Here is a 15,107-nt window from a genome sequence, read left to right on the forward strand (position 1 = left end):
GCTCGAAGTCCCGTCCCTTTTCCCGGCCCGCCCGCTCCGTCAGCGATCAGTGCCCCTCGAACGTGACCAGGGTCCGGACCGGCACGTCCATGGCCCGCAGCTTGGCGGCGCCGCCGAGATCCGGCAGGTCGATGATGAAGCAGGCCGCCACCACCGTGGCGCCGATCTGCTTGAGCAGCTTCACCGCCCCCTCCGCTGTGCCCCCGGTCGCGATGAGGTCATCGACCAGGATCACCCGCTCGCCCGGCTGCACTGCATCAACATGCATCTCCATCTCGTCGGTGCCGTATTCCAGCGCGTAGGACATGCTGACCGTCTTGTGCGGCAGCTTCCCCTTTTTGCGGATCGGCACGAAGCCAGCCGAGACCTGGTGCGCCACCGCGCCGCCCAGGATGAAGCCGCGCGCCTCGATGCCGGCCACCTTGTCGATCTTCGAGCCGGCCCATGGATGCACCAGCTCATCGACAGCGCGGCGGAAGGCGCGCGCATCCGCCAGCAGCGTGGTGATGTCGCGGAACAGGATGCCGGGCTTGGGATAGTCCGGGATGGTGCGGATGGTGGACTTGATGTCCAGATCGAATGTCATCGGATGCTCACTCACGCCTGATGTTTTTCGTCATTGCGAGCGAAGCAATCCAGGTTCGATAGCTCAAAGACTGGATTGCTTCGCTTCGCTCGCAATGACGGATGATCTAGTTTGCCGGCTGCTTGAGCCGGAACGCATTCTCCACGATCTTCAAGCCCACGGCGTCGCCGAGCGACATCAGCGACTCCGGATGAAACTGCACGCCGCCGACCGGCAGGCTGGTGTGCTCGATCGCCATCGCCACCCCGTCTTCCGTGGAGGCCGTGACCGTCAGCACCTCCGGCATGCCCTCGCGCTCGACATAGAGCGAGTGGTAGCGGCCGATCACGATCTCGTTCGGCAGCCCCTGCATCAGCCGCCCGCCCCGCACCTGCACCCGCGACGGCCGGCCGTGTGCGGGCTGGCTGAGCTGGCCGAGATGCCCGCCGAAATATTCGCCCATCGCCTGGAGCCCCAGGCAGACGCCGAAGATCGGCAGCTTCTTGTCGAGCGCGGCGTCGATGGTCCTGGAGATCTTGAAGTCTTCCGGCCGGCCCGGACCGGGCGAGAGCACGACCAGGTCCCAGCTCCGCTCCTTCAACATCGTCAGCGCATGGACATAGCGGACCACGGTGACGTTGGCGCCGACCTGGCGGAAATAATCGGCCAGCATATGCACGAAACTGTCGTCATGGTCGATCAGGAGCACCTGTTTGCCCGAGCCGGTGGCGTCCGGCGCGGTCGACGACAGCGGCTTGGGTGGATCGCCGCGCAGCGCCTGGAACAGAGCGGCGGCCTTGACCTGGCATTCGCGGTCCTCGGCGGCCGGGTCTGAATCGAACAGGCAGGTGGCGCCGACCCGCACTTCGGCGAGGCCGTCCTTCATCCGGATGGTGCGGATGGTGAGCCCGGTGTTGATCGAGCCGTCGAAATTGACCACGCCGATGGCGCCGGCATACCAGCGCCGCGGCGAGCGCTCATGGTCCTCGACGAACTGCATCGCCCACAGCTTCGGTGCGCCGGTCACGGTCACCGCCCAGGCATGGGTCAAAAACGCATCGAGCGCGTCGAAGCCGGGCCGCAGCATGCCCTCCACGTGATCGACGGTGTGGAACAGCTTCGAATAGGTCTCGATCTGCCGCCGTGCCAGCACCTTGATGGTGCCGGGCACGCAGATGCGGGCCTTGTCGTTGCGGTCGACGTCGGTGCACATGTTGAGCTCGAACTCGTCCTTCTCCGAGTTCAGGAGCTGGCGAATCTGCTCGGCATCGCCAATCGCGTCGCGCCCGCGCGCAATCGTACCCGAGATCGGGCAGGTCTCGACCCGGCGGCCATCGGAACGGACGAACATTTCCGGCGATGCCGACACCAGAAACTCGCCCTCGCCCAAATTCATCAGCGCGCCATATGGCGACGGGTTGATCCGGCACAGCCGCTGGAACACCTCGGCCGGCGAGCGGTCGCAGGGCTCGCCGAACAGCTGTCCCGGCACCGCCTCGAACAGGTCGCCGCGGGCGAACGCCGCCCGCGCCAGCTCCACGGTCGCCTGGTATTCGCCGGGCGCGTGGTCGGCAAAGCCCTGGCGCGGCTCCTTCAGATAGATGCTGTCGTCGGTCTCGCGCGGCAGACCGGCCGTGGATTGGCCGTTCCAGGCAAAATCGTAGGACAGGATCACGCCGCGGCCGGTGGCGCGGTCATAAGCAAGCAGGCGATCCGGCACATAGAGCACGATGTCGCGCTGATCCTTCTCGCGCGGCCGCTTCTGCACGAGGTCCTCGATCTGGAACACGAGGTCATAGGCGAAGGCGCCGAACAGGCCGAGCAAGGAATCGTCGCCGGCCGAGAACGCCGCGATCAGAACCCGCACCAGCGACATCACGCTGGCGCGGCGGGTGCGCTGATCTTCCTCAACCGGCGCCGGTCCGCGGATGATGTGGCCGGCCAGCCGCGCCGGCGTATGTTCTGTGATGACGACGGCGGGGTCGCGCAAGGTGGCGCCGAGGAAGGCGATCAGCACTTCGCCGCGCCGGTTCAGCGCCTGCAGGGCGAAATCGGTGCCCATGGTCTCCAGCACCAGCGGCGGATCGGCAAAGCCGAGGTCGAAGCTCTCATAGCGCCCCGGCACCGTGGTGCCGGAGGACAGCACCACGCCGCGACGGCGGTCCAACAGGTTGATCAGGTCGTCGAGCCGGCTGGCGCCGCCGGAAAACTGCTCGGCCGCGCGCGTGACGGAAAGCCCGCCGCGGGTGCGGTACTCGCTCAAGGCCGGCAGGGAAAAAACTGTCCTGTTCATGGTGTCCTCTTACGAAACTTGCCGAGGAAACGCCACACAGGACAAACGGGAGGGCCGCCGCTGCGTGGCGGCCTCGAGCGATTGCATGTCAGAAAAATCGCACCGGCCACCTTTTACAAGGTGCGCCACCAGAGCTTTGCTGGGCGGACAACGGTGCACATGGCCGGCTAGAGACCACGGCGGAAGACGGAGGTCAAGGGCGGGACGGTTACGCACGAAACGATGGGTCACGGGCTTCAGCCAGATAGACCGGCCGGACGGGACACCATCACTTTTGCCCGGGCTCACCATCCTCGCTCCGCTGTCATCGCCCGGTTCAACCGGGCGATCCTGTATCCCAGAGGCATCCACGTTCCAATCGAGAAGCCGCGGCGTACTGGATGCCCCGCCGGAGCCTGTCGTCGGGCTCGCCGAAGGCGAGACCCGATGGCGGGGCATGACGACTGAATATGCAACTTCATTCTCGCGACACGACCTGCCCGAGTGATGAACTTCGCAACCGCCCTCTTCAAAGTCGAGGGCGCAGGGAAGGCCGGGAGCTCGCCGCCCCCATGGCCCGCCTGCAGAAAAAAAATGCAGGCGGCAGTCGCCACAGGTTCGGCCGAGACCTCCGGCCTTCCCTGCGCGATGGCTTTACGGCTTATACGTATTCTCCCCGGGGACCGGGCTTGATTGCCCCCGTGACCAGCGGATCATCATGACCACCGGCGTAGCCTCAGCGTCGGGAGACCAGGACCGTACGATTTCGCCGTGCGCCCGCGCCGTACGTCCGCACGACTAATGCCATGCTGCAGCCCGAAGCGCCCACCGCATCCCACCCCGCGTGTCGTGACGATCGCGATGCGCCCCTCGTGCCGGGCCGGGATGCGTCGACATAAGCACGATTACTGAAAAATAGAAATAAGAATATTTTCGAGGTGAGGACTGGACAGCCCAAATCAGCTTGATGCGGCTGATGAATTTAGTTTGTCTGCGCATGCACAGGCTGTAACCCTCATTCCCTTATCTCAACGTCACGAACTGACCGCCACCGGCCATACTTGTCTTCCGCCTCGCCTTCTCCTTCTTCAACCGGTAGCCGATCATCATCGCGAGCGGGTGTGTAAAGAAGATGCTGAAGACGTGCCATCGGCTATAGGTAAAGACGGCCGCGCTTACTTCGGTCAGCTTGCCTTTGTTTGCGAGATAGTAGTTTCCGCCAACCACCTTGCCGCTGACGGCATCACCGCCAAGTGCAATCGCAACGACAACGAATACTAAAAAGTTAAGTATGCACAGAACGCAGGTCAACTTCAGCGACCGATATTGAAAATCGGACATGGATGGGCACTCATGGACTTCGTCTAACGCTGCATCGGCTTGCGGTGATAGCATGTCTGTTCGACCATGGCGTCTGGCACCAGACCAGTTTCTTTTCGAGAGCGGCGCTTTTTCATGATGCACACCAAGTTGAGCTGCCCTCGCGGCGTTGCGGCGCTCATGCCCCCGGCCTCGTCAGCCCCAGCTCCTTGAACTTAAGCTCCGTCGCCTTGACCGCGTTATCGTAGACTTCGCCGCGCTCGACGAAGTAGTTGAAATAGCCGGCGGGCGTCTCCGGCTGGATCTCGATTAGATCGACCCTCTTGTATTTCGGATCGATGAGATGGCCGGCGGCGATCAGGTCGTTGATGCGCTTGAGCGTATCGACCTCGGCCTTGTAGCCGACCGAGAACCACATCTCATAGGTCCAGTCCTGCACCTCGAACCAGTTGGCCGGCACCTTGCCGGACCAGCCATTGGCGAGCGGCCGCACCGCGAAGATACGATCGAAGCCGTGCAGCTCGGAGATGATGGAGGACCTGTGATAGGCGCCGTCCATCTGTCCGCCCGGTAGATTCTTGAAGCCGTAGAGCGACAGCCACAGCGCCGATTTGATCGCCTCGATGGTGATCGGCAGGATCTTGCGCTCCTGCTCGGCATCGGTCGCGTAGCGCAGGTCGCGCTTGGCCAGCGAATGCAGCGCCGCGGCAGCGCGGGTGTTGGGAATCGCCTTCTGTTGCGGCAAGAGCCGGCGCGCGACGTCGTTGCCATAGAGCAGGCCTGCGCCCGAGCGCGGATCATAGCTGTTGAAGACGACGCCGACCGGGCTGTCGTTCAGCACCGTCATGACGTGGCCAAGCTCGTCATCCGACCGCACCGGGACATATTGCTGGGCCGGGAGCAGACGATCGGCCACCACATTCAGCAGCCCTTCGCTCCAATCCGGCACGGCCGCAAAGCGGAACAGCGCCTCGGCATAGGCCGGCCGAAACACGCCGGGATAGCCGAACAGCACGGTGCGGGCCTGGGCGACGGGATCACCGGCGCGCTCCGGCGAGATCAGCTGAGCGCGGAGGTCGTGCCCCTGCATCCACTCCGCCAGGACCATGATCTGGCCCGAGGTCGCCGTGACCAGATCCGGCGCGATGCCCCAGGCCCGGGCGGTGTCGAGAAAACCGGCGCCATGAGCGTTCATCCCGCCCAGGCCGGCCAGCGCGAAGGCCACGCTCATGTCCCACCTCCATCGGAAGTCGGAACACTACTGTCGATTGCAATCGCAGCGCAAATGGACCGGTGCGGAGAATTGGTGCGTTCGAGGGCAGCTCCCGATCCGCCGTCTCGGTTCCGCCGAATCGGCTGATGTCCACGAATCGGACGGCATCGCAACAGGCGCCAGCGCAGCCATGAGCTGCAGAGAGCACCCGACAACCTCATGTTGCGCGCATGTAACTCCGCCCGTTCACATACTTGTGGTTGCCAACAGATGCGGAAAGTACCGGAAATGCGGCGATATCCGAGCAACACTGTTGCCAATTTACGATAGGGGCGCAAAGAATGCCTTAACCATCTTCCGCTACCAAGAATTCACCATGGCTCGCGGCAAACAGCCTCCTGTGTCGCATGCGCTCCCGAAGCAGCAGACGCTGCTCGATTGCTTTCTCGAGGCCCAAGCCAACCGGCTGGGGCGTCGGTCCGCAAAACGACAAGCTGTGGGCGGCCCATCTGACGATGCCGCCCCGAGCGGCGATGAGACCCGCAACGTCGCCGACGAGGAGGCTGCGGAATGAGATGCTCCCTGGCAGTGGTCACCGCCTGCATATGACGGCCTGACGGGCTGCTCGCTCCAGCGTCTGCGATAACTTTCCTGTCTCCGCGCGCAAGCTCCATCCTCTGGAACCTGTGATCCGCGCATATCAGGCGCCCGTCTGCACGGGCTTCCCTCGGCGGATCGAGCGCCTCACATTGCGACGCAACATCAACGTCTGTCGGTGCGCGGTTCTGCGCCCGTCAATTCCCAAGGACTCCGCATGCCTCCTGTCATCGTGCCCGATCCCGGCCACCGCGCCGGGCACGCAGCGTCCATTGGCTGCTTTGCGCGCTGATCGCCTCGCATGGACATGATCGCTGAATCCCCCGCCGCGCGCGCGCCGGTGGCCAAACTCCATCATCCGGGCCTGGTCCTGCTGGCACTCGCGATCGGTGGCTTCGCCATCGGCACCACCGAGTTCGCCGCGATGAGCCTCGTGCCCTACTTCGCACCCGATCTCGGCATCGACGCCACCACCGCAGGCCATGTCATCAGCGCCTATGCGCTTGGCGTGGTCGTCGGGGCGCCGGTCATCGCCGTGCTCGCAGCGCGGCTGGCACGCCGCACGCTTCTGGTGTCGCTGATGCTGCTGTTCGCAGTCGGCAACGGGCTCTCAGGGCTGGCGCCGAGCTACGGTTTCCTGGTGGCGTTCCGCTTTGTCGCCGGCCTGCCGCACGGGGCCTATTTTGGCGTCGCCGCGCTGGTTGCCGCATCGCTGGTGCCGCGCGAGCGCCGCAGCCAGGCGGTCTCGCGCGTGCTTGCCGGGCTGACTGTCGCCACCATGATCGGCGTGCCACTGGCCAACCTGATCGGCCAGTATATCGGCTGGCGCTGGAGCTTTGGCTTTGCCGCGCTGCTCGCCTTGCTGACGGCGACCCTGGTGCGGCTTTATGCGCCCTATGGGGCGCCGCTGAAGGGCGCAAGCCCCCTGCGCGAGCTCGGCGCTCTCAGGCGCGGCCAGGTGTGGCTGACGCTGGCCACCGGCGCGATCGGCTTCGGCGGCATGTTCGCGGTCTACACTTATCTCGCGTCGACCCTGCTGGAGGTCACGCACGCGCCACCATCGGCAATTCCCGTGATGCTGACGGTGTTCGGCTTTGGCCTGACGATCGGCAATCTCGCCTGCGCCTGGGCGGCGGATCGCGGTGTCATGCGCGCGGCCGGCGGGACCCTGGTCTGGAGCGCGTTCGCGCTCGCCTTGTATCCGTTTGCGACCGGAAGTGTCTGGACGCTGGCAGCGGTCGTGTTCCTGATCGGCTGTGGCGGCGGGCTCGGCACCGTGCTGCAGACCCGCCTGATGGACGTCGCCGAGGATGCGCAGACTTTGGCCGCCGCGCTCAATCACTCCGCATTCAACACCGCCAATGCGCTAGGTCCCTGGCTCGCAGGACTTGCGCTATCAGCCGGGCTCGGCTTCCCCGCGACCGGATGGGTCGGCGCCGCGCTGGCGATCTGCGGCCTCATCATCTGGGGCGTGTCGCTGCTGACAGATCGGCCGAAGCGCACCGAAGAGAGGTTGTCGCGCGCGGCTTAGTCCCGGGCGATAAGACGAATTCGGCGCGGGGAGATGTCGTCGGCCGAAAGCCACACGATTGGTGTCGTCCCGGCCTTGAGCCGGGACCCAGAACCACTTGCGGCTGTGGTGAGAGCTGTGCTGTGGCTCTAGCATGCTCAAACGACTGTCGGCGGTGTGTATGGGTCCCGGCTCAAGGCCGGGACGACAGTTGAGATTGCCGCGCTAACGACACACACACACTGACTGCGCATCACCCCAGATGCTTGTGGAAATACGCCGTCGCCCGGCCCCAGGCCAGCTCGGCGCATTCGCGGTCATGCACGGAGACGCGCTGCTCGTTCGCGAAGCCGTGCTCGGCGTCGTAGCGATAGAGCTCGAGCGACTTGCCGGCCGCCTTCATCGCCTTCTCGAAAGCATCGACCGCGGCCGGGGTGCACCAATCGTCCTTGTTGGCGAAATGCCCCTGCAGCGGAATCTTCACGTCGGCCGGCTTGGCAGCCTGCTCCGGCGGAATGCCGTAGAACACGACGCCGGCGGTGAGTTCCGAGATCTTGGCGGCGCCGATGATCGTCACCGCACCGCCCATGCAGAAACCGGTCAGCCCGACCTTGGCGCCGTTGCGCGCGAGATATTGCGCGGCGCCACGGACCGTCTGCGTGGTCGCATCCATGAAGTCGAGCGAGTTCATCTCGCGGCCTGCGGCATCGGAGTCGTGATAAGGCACCACCTTGCCCTTGTAGAGATCGGGCGCCAGCGCATCGAAACCGGCCAGCGCAAAGCGGTCGCACATACCCTTGATCTGCTCCTGCAGACCCCACCATTCCTGGATCACGACCACGCCGGGCGCATTGCCACCGGCCGCATTGGCGAGATAGCCGCTCGCATCCTTGCCATCCGGACGCTTGAAGGTGATGACGGTGCCCATGGATGTCCTCCGGTTCTACGTTTCGAGGGGTACGGTTTGCCGGCATTCTGGCCGCTGCGGACGGATCAGGCAACCGCTGCCACGGTCACGTCCTCGCGCGGGTTAGCGGACAGGTGTGACAGGCCGACAACGGCGCGAGCGCTAAGCCGCCGCCGACGCGCCCCTGCGCGCGTGGACATCATTGAGCGACGCGCGCACCTGCGCGATCACCCCGGCCCAGTCGCGGCCCTCGCCCTGCCGGAACAGCCGCGCGGTCGGATACCAGGGGCTGTCGTCGCGGTCGAGCAGCCAACGCCAATCCGGCGCGTGGGTCAGCATGATCCAGACCGGCTTGCCGAGCGCGCCGGCAAGATGCGCAACGCCAGTATCGACCGCGATGACGAGATCAAGCTGGGAGATCAGCGCCGCCGTGTCGGCGAAATCATGCAGCTGATCGCTGACATCGAGAACGCCGTGCTGCACCAGCAGCTCGGCTTCGCCGTCACGAAGCAGTTTTTGCAGGCTCACGAAGGTCGCGTTCACCTCAAACAGCGGCAGCAGATGGCGAAGGTCCATCGACCGCTCGCGATCGCGAACATGGTTGGGATTGCCGGCCCAGGCGAGCCCGATCTTCAGTGGGCGCGCGTTGCCGAGCAGCGGCGCCCAGGCCTCCACGGCATGGTCCGGGGCCGACAGGTAAGGACCATCGGCGGGGATCGTGTCCACCCGGGTCTCGAACGCCAGCGGCAGGCTGGGCAGCGGACAGCGGATGTCGACATCCGGCAGCGGATCGCCCTTGGCGATGACCTCATGCGCGCCGCCAAGCGTCTGCATCAGGCGTGCGAGCGGCGTGTCGACCTCCAGCACGACGCGCGCGCCGCGTGCTTCGACCAGCGGGACATAACGGCAGAACTGGATCGAGTCGCCAAAGCCCTGCTCGCCGTGCAGCAGGATGGTTTTGCCGGCGATGTCCTCGCCGCGCCATGACGGCTGCGGCAGCGCGCGCGGGGTCAGCCGCGCGACGGGCGCCTGGTGCCGCCACTCATAGCCCGCCCATCCTTGCGCGAAATCACCGCTGACGAGACTGGCGAGGCCTTTGAGGAAGTGCGCATCGGCGTAATCCGGACGCAGCGCCAGCGCCCGATCGTAGCTCGCGCGCACCTCATCGAACCGCTTGAGGTCGTAGAGAATGATGCCGCGATTGACGAGCGCCTCGGGATAGTCCGGCCGTGCCGAGATCGCCTGGTCCTGGCTCGCCAACGCCTCTTCCAGCCGCCGCAGCTTGTGCAAGGTGACGCCGCGATTGTTCAGCGCCGCGGCATCGCCCGGCTGGATCGAGATCGCCTGATCGTGGTCGGCCAGCGCCTCACCATAGCGTGCCAGATCGTGCAGGACGACACCGCGATTGGTGAGTGCGTGGACGTTGTCCGGCTGGAGCGCCAGCGCGCGCTCGAAGCTCCGCAGAGCCTCGTCGTGGCGCCCGAGCTCGTGCAACAGGGCGCCGCGGTTGACGAAGGCGTCGACGTGGCCGGGCTGCAGCGCAATCGCGCGGTCGTAGTCGGCCTGCGCCTCGTCGGTGCGCTTCAAATCGTGCAGCGTGAGGCCGCGACTGACCAGGGCTTTCGGATCCTTCGGCCGCAGCGCCAGCGCGGCGTTATGGCTGGCCAGCGCCTCCTCCGGCCGCCCAAGCCGGCGCAGCGCGATGGCGCGGTTGTTCAACACATCGACATGCTTCGGCTGCAGGGCCAGCGCGCCGTCATAGTCCGCCAACGCCTCCTCGAAACGCGCGAGCTCGCTGTAGGTGAGACCGCGATTGACGAGCGCCTCGACGAAATCGGGGCGAAGCGCGAGCGCCTTCGCGTAGCTCTCCAACGCCTCGACATGCCGGCCAAGGGCCTGCAGCACCACGCCGCGATTGTTCAGCGCCTCGGGATAGGCCGGCTGCAACGCCAGCGCGCGGTCATAGTCAGCCAGCGCCTCGTCGAACCGCCCGAGCTCCTGCAGCACGCCGGCGCGGTTGTTGATCACACCGGCATGATCCGCGCGCAGCGCAAGCGCGCGATCGAAACTCTCCAGAGCGTCGGCCTGCCGTCCCATCGCCTTCAACAGCGCGCCGCGATTGCTCCAGGCCTCCACGAAATCCGGGCGCAACGCCAGCGCCCGGTCGTAATGCGCGAGCGCCAGCTGGTTGCGGCCGCGCGCCATATGGATCACGCCAAGCAAATTGAGAGTGATGGCGGAGGCCGGGTCCGCCGACAGGATCTTGAGGCAGGTCTTCTCGGCCTGGCCGAGCTTGCCCGCGGCATAGGCTTTCAGGGCGATATCGAAAACCTGCGAGACGGTGAGGGAGACGGTTTTCATGCCGAGGCGCCTGATCCGGATGGGATCACCCCGCTCTATCTGACTCGCGCGGATTCTGGCTAGTGCGGCCGCCTCGGAGAGAAATGCCCTGCCCCAAACAAAAAGCCCCCGCAGGGGCTTTTTCAGATCGTCTGAGGCTCGGTCCGGGCGCGTCAGTGCGCGGCTGCCCAGACCCGCTTCTTGGTGAAATACATCAACCCGGCGAAGATGATCAGGAACACGAAGACCTGATAGCCCAGCCGCTTGCGCGCTTCCATGTGCGGCTCCGCGGTCCACATCAGGAACGTCGCGACGTCACGGGCGTATTGCTGCACGGTCGCGGGCGAGCCGTCATCGAAGGTCACCTGGCCGTCGGACAGCGGCGGCGGCATCTTGATCGCATGGCCCGGGAAGTACTTGTTGTAGTACGAGCCCTCAGGGATCGTGACACCGGCCGGCGGAGTGCTCTCGAATCCCTGCATCAGCGCCGCGACATAATTCGGGCCCTGCTCCTGGAACTGGGTGAAGAAGTCGAAGATGAACCAGGGGAAGCCGCGCTCATAAGACCGGGCCTTGGCGATCAGCGACAGGTCCGGAGGCGCTGCGCCGCCATTGGCCGCGCGCGCCGCCTGCTCGTTCGGGAACGGCGATGGGAAGTAATCAGCGACCCGGCCCGGACGCTCGAACATGTCGCCGGCATCGTTGGGGCCATCCTTGATCTTGTAGTCCGCGGCGAAGGCGGCAGCCTGGGCCGGCGAGTAACCGGGGCCGCCGGGCTCGGACAGATTGCGGAACGCCACATAGGACAGCGAGTGGCAGTTCGAGCAGACCTCCTTGTAGACCTTCAGGCCGCGCTGCAGCGCGCCGCGGTCATAGGTGCCGAAGGGGCCGGCGAACGACCAGCTCAGCGAGGGCGGCGTCTCCTGGTTCTCGGCGGCGCGGGCCTGGCCGGTGCCGCCGACAAACAGCGTGCTGGCGACAAACAGTGCGATCAGCGTCGAGACCATCGGAGCCGTCGCGCGGCCGGTCTTGGCCAGCACGTCGTCAGCGATCGAGTTCGGCAGCGGACGCGGCTTCTCGATGCGGGCGAGCAGCGGCAGCACGATCAGGAAATAGGCGAAGTATACGATCGTGAGGATGCGGCCGGCGATGACATAGATGCCCTCCGGCGGCTGGGCACCGAGATAGCCGAGCAGGATGCAGGTGATCACGAAGATCCAGAAGAACTGCTTGGCCAGCGGCCGGTACTTGTTCGAGCGGGTCTTGGCGGAATCGAGCCAGGGCAGGAACACCAGCACGATGATCGCCGAGAACATCGCGATGACGCCCGCGAGCTTGTTCGGGATCGAGCGCAGGATCGCGTAGAACGGCAGGTAGTACCACTCGGGCACGATGTGGGCCGGCGTCACGCCCGGATTGGCCGGGATGTAGTTGTCGGCGTCGCCGAGATAGTTCGGCATGTAGAAGATGAACCAGGAATAGAGGATCAGGAAGCAGGACACGCCGAAGAAGTCCTTGATCGTTGCATAGGGCGTGAACGGCACCATGTCCTTCTCGGTCTTCGGCTCGACGCCGGCCGGATTGTTCTGGCCGACCACGTGCAGCGCCCAGACGTGCAGCACCACCACGCCCGCGATCAGGAACGGCAGCAGATAGTGCAGCGAGAAGAAGCGGTTCAACGTCGGGTTGCCGACCGAGTAGCCGCCCCACAGCAGGGTCACGATGCTCTCGCCGAAATAGGGCACGGCCGAGAACAGGTTGGTGATGACGGTGGCGCCCCAGAAGCTCATCTGGCCCCAGGGCAGCACGTAGCCCATGAAACCGGTCGCCATCATCAAGAGGTAGATGATGACGCCGAGGATCCACAACACCTCGCGCGGCGCCTTGTACGACCCGTAATAGAGGCCGCGGAACATGTGGATGTAGACGGCGAAGAAGAACATCGAGGCGCCGGCCGCATGCATGTTGCGCAGCAGCCAGCCGTAGTTGACGTCGCGCACGATCAATTCGACCGAGCGGAAGGCGAGATCGGCGTGCGGCGTGTAGTGCATCGCCAGGATGATGCCGGTGACGATCTGCACCCCCAGCATGATCGAGAGGATGGCGCCGAACGTCCACCAGTAGTTCAGGTTTCGCGGCGTCGGATAGGCGACAAAGGATGAGTGGACCAGGCTGATGATCGGAAGTCGCTGTTCCAGCCACTTCACGGCAGGATGGCTCGGCTGGTAGTCGGATGGTCCACTCATGATGCGTTCCTGAAGTATTATCTTGGCATGATCAGTAAAGCTGTCGGGCAAGGCGCCCGATCAGCCGATCTGGATCTTGGTGTCGGAAACGAACTGGTAGGGCGGAACGGGCAGGTTGAGCGGCGCCGGCCCCTGGCGGATGCGGCCCGAGGCGTCGTACTGCGAACCGTGGCACGGGCAGAAGAAGCCGTCGTAATTGCCTTCATGCGCGATCGGGATGCAGCCAAGATGAGTGCAGATGCCGATCACAACCAGCCACTGCTCGTGGCCGTCCTTGGTGCGGGACTGGTCGGTGGCGGGATCCGGCAGGTTGGAGAGCGGCACTGAGCGCACCTCCTCGACCTGCTTCTTGGTGCGGTGGGAGATGTAGATCGGCTTGCCGCGCCAGAACACCTTGATGTCCTGACCTTCGGCCACGGGAGCGAGATCGACCTCGATCGGCGCGCCGGCGGCGATGGTCGAGGCATCAGGGTTCATCTGGGAAATGAACGGCCAGAGCGTGGCCACTCCTCCGACGGCCGCCACCGCCCCGGTGGCGACGAACAGGAAATCCCGGCGTGTCGGATGGTCCACAGTAGACGCTGTCACGATTCCAACCCTTTCTTATCGTTGCAGCCGGTGGAACCGCCCCAAGCGACGTCCAAACCACGTCTTCGGGAGATGCCTGCCGGCGCCCGCGTCCCCCGCGGCGGCAGAAATAGGCGCGCTCCACCGCCCCTGGTGGAACACCCCGTCCAGAATCGTTCTATTGGCACCCTTGCGATACGAGCGCAAGCCCGCTATCGGCCCCTTCGCCCGCCATGCACCACATCCGCTGCGACAAGCGGATTTTCGGCATCATTTTTCTTAGAGCCCCTGAGATTCGTTCGCATGCAGATCGCGCTGTACCAGCCGGACATTCCGCAGAACACGGGTACGATTCTGCGGCTCTGCGCCTGCCTCGGCGTGGCCGCACATGTGATAGAACCGGCGGGTTTTCCGGTCTCCGACCGGCTTTTCCGTCGCGCGGGAATGGACTATCTGAACCACGTGACGTGGCTGCGACACGACTCCTGGACCGCCTTCGAAGCGTGGCGGGCCAAGCGGGGTCACCGCCTGCTGCTTTTCACGACCAAGGGCGCAAGATCGTACCTGGATTTCGGCTATCGGGCGGACGATATCCTGCTGTTCGGGCGCGAGAGTGCCGGCGTGCCGCCGGAGGTGGCGGAGATCGCCGATGCGCGGCTCTTGATCCCGCTGCAGCCGGGGCTGCGCTCGCTCAATGTGGCCATGGCGGCGGCGATGGCGGTCGGCGAAGCGCTCCGGCAGACACGGCATGGAGCGGCCTGATCTGCGCTCCATAGGGAGGGCGGAGGTGCCAGCGCCGTGGCCACCGCCTGCCAAGCTAGCGGATCAACGGTGGGCACGCTTCCGCCGTCGCCCTTCGGGCTATGGCGGACAGGTCGCTTGGCCCACCCGACCAAACGCTTGCGGCAGCGAGTTGCAAAACGCGGAGGAGTTTCGGTGAGCTACGCGGTCAAAGAGATCTTCATGACGCTGCAGGGCGAAGGCGCCCATGCCGGCCGCGCCGCCGTATTCTGCCGCTTCGCCGGCTGCAATCTCTGGAGCGGCCGCGAGCAGGACCGCGAAAGCGCCGTCTGCCGGTTCTGCGACACTGACTTTGTCGGCACCGACGGCACGCTCGGCGGCCGCTATGCGACCGCCGACGCGCTCGCCGAAACCATCGCGGCGCAATGGACAGGGGGCGAGGCCGAGCGCTATACGATCCTGACCGGCGGCGAACCGCTGCTGCAGGTGGATGCGGCGCTGATCGATGCCCTTCACGCCCGCGGCTTCGCGGTCGGGATCGAGACCAACGGCACGCTGGAGCCGCCTGCGGGCATCGACTGGATCTGCGTCAGCCCGAAGGCGGGCGCGGAGCTGAAGCTCCGTCACGGCCACGAATTGAAGCTGGTGTACCCGCAACGAGGCGCGGCGCCTGAGGAGTTCGAGCGGCTGTCCTTCGAGCGCTTCTCGCTGCAACCGATGGACGGGCCTGATGCGGCCGAGAACACCGCGCGCACGATCGACTATTGCATGCGGCATCCGCAATGGCGGCTCAGCCTGCAGACGCACAAGATGATCGGGATTAGATAGA

Annotated in this window: 12 protein-coding genes; 4 read left to right on the plus strand and 8 right to left on the minus strand. The window is 65.2% G+C overall.

All coding sequences use genetic code 11. The features are described from left to right. Window positions 1-46 precede the first annotated feature (46 nt). From ACQR1W_RS32210 to ACQR1W_RS32225, 4 genes are all read right to left on the minus strand, one after another. The gene (locus ACQR1W_RS32210) at window positions 47-586 is read right to left on the minus strand and encodes an adenine phosphoribosyltransferase (protein ID WP_008970106.1); all 540 of its coding nucleotides are present in this window, start codon (window positions 584-586) and stop codon (window positions 47-49) included. 106 nt (window positions 587-692) lie between these two features. Further along, window positions 693-2,858 carry an anthranilate synthase component I gene (locus ACQR1W_RS32215; RefSeq protein WP_434854543.1) on the minus strand — a complete coding sequence of 722 codons (2,166 nt, stop codon included), beginning with the start codon at window positions 2,856-2,858 and terminating at the stop codon, window positions 693-695. Between the two features lie 1,002 nt (window positions 2,859-3,860). Further along, complete coding sequence (locus ACQR1W_RS32220; protein ID WP_434854544.1) at window positions 3,861-4,178, minus strand: hypothetical protein; 318 nt, start codon at window positions 4,176-4,178, stop codon at window positions 3,861-3,863. A gap of 157 nt (window positions 4,179-4,335) precedes the next feature. Then, window positions 4,336-5,388, minus strand: a complete 1,053-nt coding sequence (locus ACQR1W_RS32225; protein WP_434854545.1) for a hypothetical protein — start codon at window positions 5,386-5,388, stop codon at window positions 4,336-4,338. Between the two features lie 295 nt (window positions 5,389-5,683). On the opposite strand from ACQR1W_RS32225, the gene ACQR1W_RS32230 reads away from it, so the two are divergent. Further along, window positions 5,684-5,944 (plus strand): hypothetical protein, encoded by a 261-nt coding sequence (locus tag ACQR1W_RS32230; RefSeq protein ID WP_434854546.1) that lies wholly within the window; start codon window positions 5,684-5,686, stop codon window positions 5,942-5,944. 324 nt (window positions 5,945-6,268) lie between these two features. Next, window positions 6,269-7,498 (plus strand): MFS transporter, encoded by a 1,230-nt coding sequence (locus ACQR1W_RS32235; protein ID WP_434854547.1) that lies wholly within the window; start codon window positions 6,269-6,271, stop codon window positions 7,496-7,498. 232 nt (window positions 7,499-7,730) lie between these two features. Here ACQR1W_RS32235 and ACQR1W_RS32240 read toward each other — a convergent pair whose 3' ends face one another. The 4 genes from ACQR1W_RS32240 to petA form a co-directional block, all read right to left on the minus strand. Next, on the minus strand, window positions 7,731-8,405 hold the full coding sequence (locus tag ACQR1W_RS32240; protein ID WP_008974705.1) for a dienelactone hydrolase family protein: 675 nt from the start codon (window positions 8,403-8,405) through the stop codon (window positions 7,731-7,733). A 141-nt stretch (window positions 8,406-8,546) separates the two neighbouring features. After that, the gene (locus ACQR1W_RS32245) at window positions 8,547-10,745 is read right to left on the minus strand and encodes a tetratricopeptide repeat protein (RefSeq protein WP_434854548.1); all 2,199 of its coding nucleotides are present in this window, start codon (window positions 10,743-10,745) and stop codon (window positions 8,547-8,549) included. Window positions 10,746-10,897: 152 nt separating this feature from the next. After that, window positions 10,898-12,970, minus strand: coding sequence for a cytochrome c1 (locus ACQR1W_RS32250; protein ID WP_008974703.1), 2,073 nt, complete (start codon window positions 12,968-12,970; stop codon window positions 10,898-10,900). Window positions 12,971-13,030: 60 nt separating this feature from the next. Continuing rightward, complete coding sequence (petA, locus tag ACQR1W_RS32255) at window positions 13,031-13,561, minus strand: ubiquinol-cytochrome c reductase iron-sulfur subunit (RefSeq protein WP_434854621.1); 531 nt, start codon at window positions 13,559-13,561, stop codon at window positions 13,031-13,033. A 279-nt stretch (window positions 13,562-13,840) separates the two neighbouring features. On the opposite strand from petA, the gene ACQR1W_RS32260 reads away from it, so the two are divergent. Together ACQR1W_RS32260 and queE are read left to right on the plus strand one after the other, a co-directional pair. Beyond that, the gene (locus ACQR1W_RS32260) at window positions 13,841-14,299 is read left to right on the plus strand and encodes a tRNA (cytidine(34)-2'-O)-methyltransferase (protein WP_434854549.1); all 459 of its coding nucleotides are present in this window, start codon (window positions 13,841-13,843) and stop codon (window positions 14,297-14,299) included. A gap of 174 nt (window positions 14,300-14,473) precedes the next feature. Then, complete coding sequence (queE, locus tag ACQR1W_RS32265) at window positions 14,474-15,106, plus strand: 7-carboxy-7-deazaguanine synthase (RefSeq protein WP_434854550.1); 633 nt, start codon at window positions 14,474-14,476, stop codon at window positions 15,104-15,106. Window position 15,107: the final 1 nt, after the last annotated feature.

This window comes from Bradyrhizobium sp. HKCCYLS1011 (assembly GCF_051167795.1).
GTDB lineage: Bacteria > Pseudomonadota > Alphaproteobacteria > Rhizobiales > Xanthobacteraceae > Bradyrhizobium.

What these genes read in the sequence shown, in the direction of transcription:
- ACQR1W_RS32210 (WP_008970106.1), bottom strand. Translation starts at nt 586, where the DNA reads ATGACATTCGATCTGGACATCAAGTCCACCATCCGCACCATCCCGGAC.
- ACQR1W_RS32215 (WP_434854543.1), bottom strand. Translation starts at nt 2,858, where the DNA reads ATGAACAGGACAGTTTTTTCCCTGCCGGCCTTGAGCGAGTACCGCACC.
- ACQR1W_RS32220 (WP_434854544.1), bottom strand. Translation starts at nt 4,178, where the DNA reads ATGTCCGATTTTCAATATCGGTCGCTGAAGTTGACCTGCGTTCTGTGC.
- ACQR1W_RS32225 (WP_434854545.1), bottom strand. Translation starts at nt 5,388, where the DNA reads ATGAGCGTGGCCTTCGCGCTGGCCGGCCTGGGCGGGATGAACGCTCAT.
- ACQR1W_RS32235 (WP_434854547.1), top strand. Translation starts at nt 6,269, where the DNA reads ATGGACATGATCGCTGAATCCCCCGCCGCGCGCGCGCCGGTGGCCAAA.
- ACQR1W_RS32240 (WP_008974705.1), bottom strand. Translation starts at nt 8,405, where the DNA reads ATGGGCACCGTCATCACCTTCAAGCGTCCGGATGGCAAGGATGCGAGC.
- ACQR1W_RS32245 (WP_434854548.1), bottom strand. Translation starts at nt 10,745, where the DNA reads ATGAAAACCGTCTCCCTCACCGTCTCGCAGGTTTTCGATATCGCCCTG.
- ACQR1W_RS32250 (WP_008974703.1), bottom strand. Translation starts at nt 12,970, where the DNA reads ATGAGTGGACCATCCGACTACCAGCCGAGCCATCCTGCCGTGAAGTGG.
- ACQR1W_RS32260 (WP_434854549.1), top strand. Translation starts at nt 13,841, where the DNA reads ATGCAGATCGCGCTGTACCAGCCGGACATTCCGCAGAACACGGGTACG.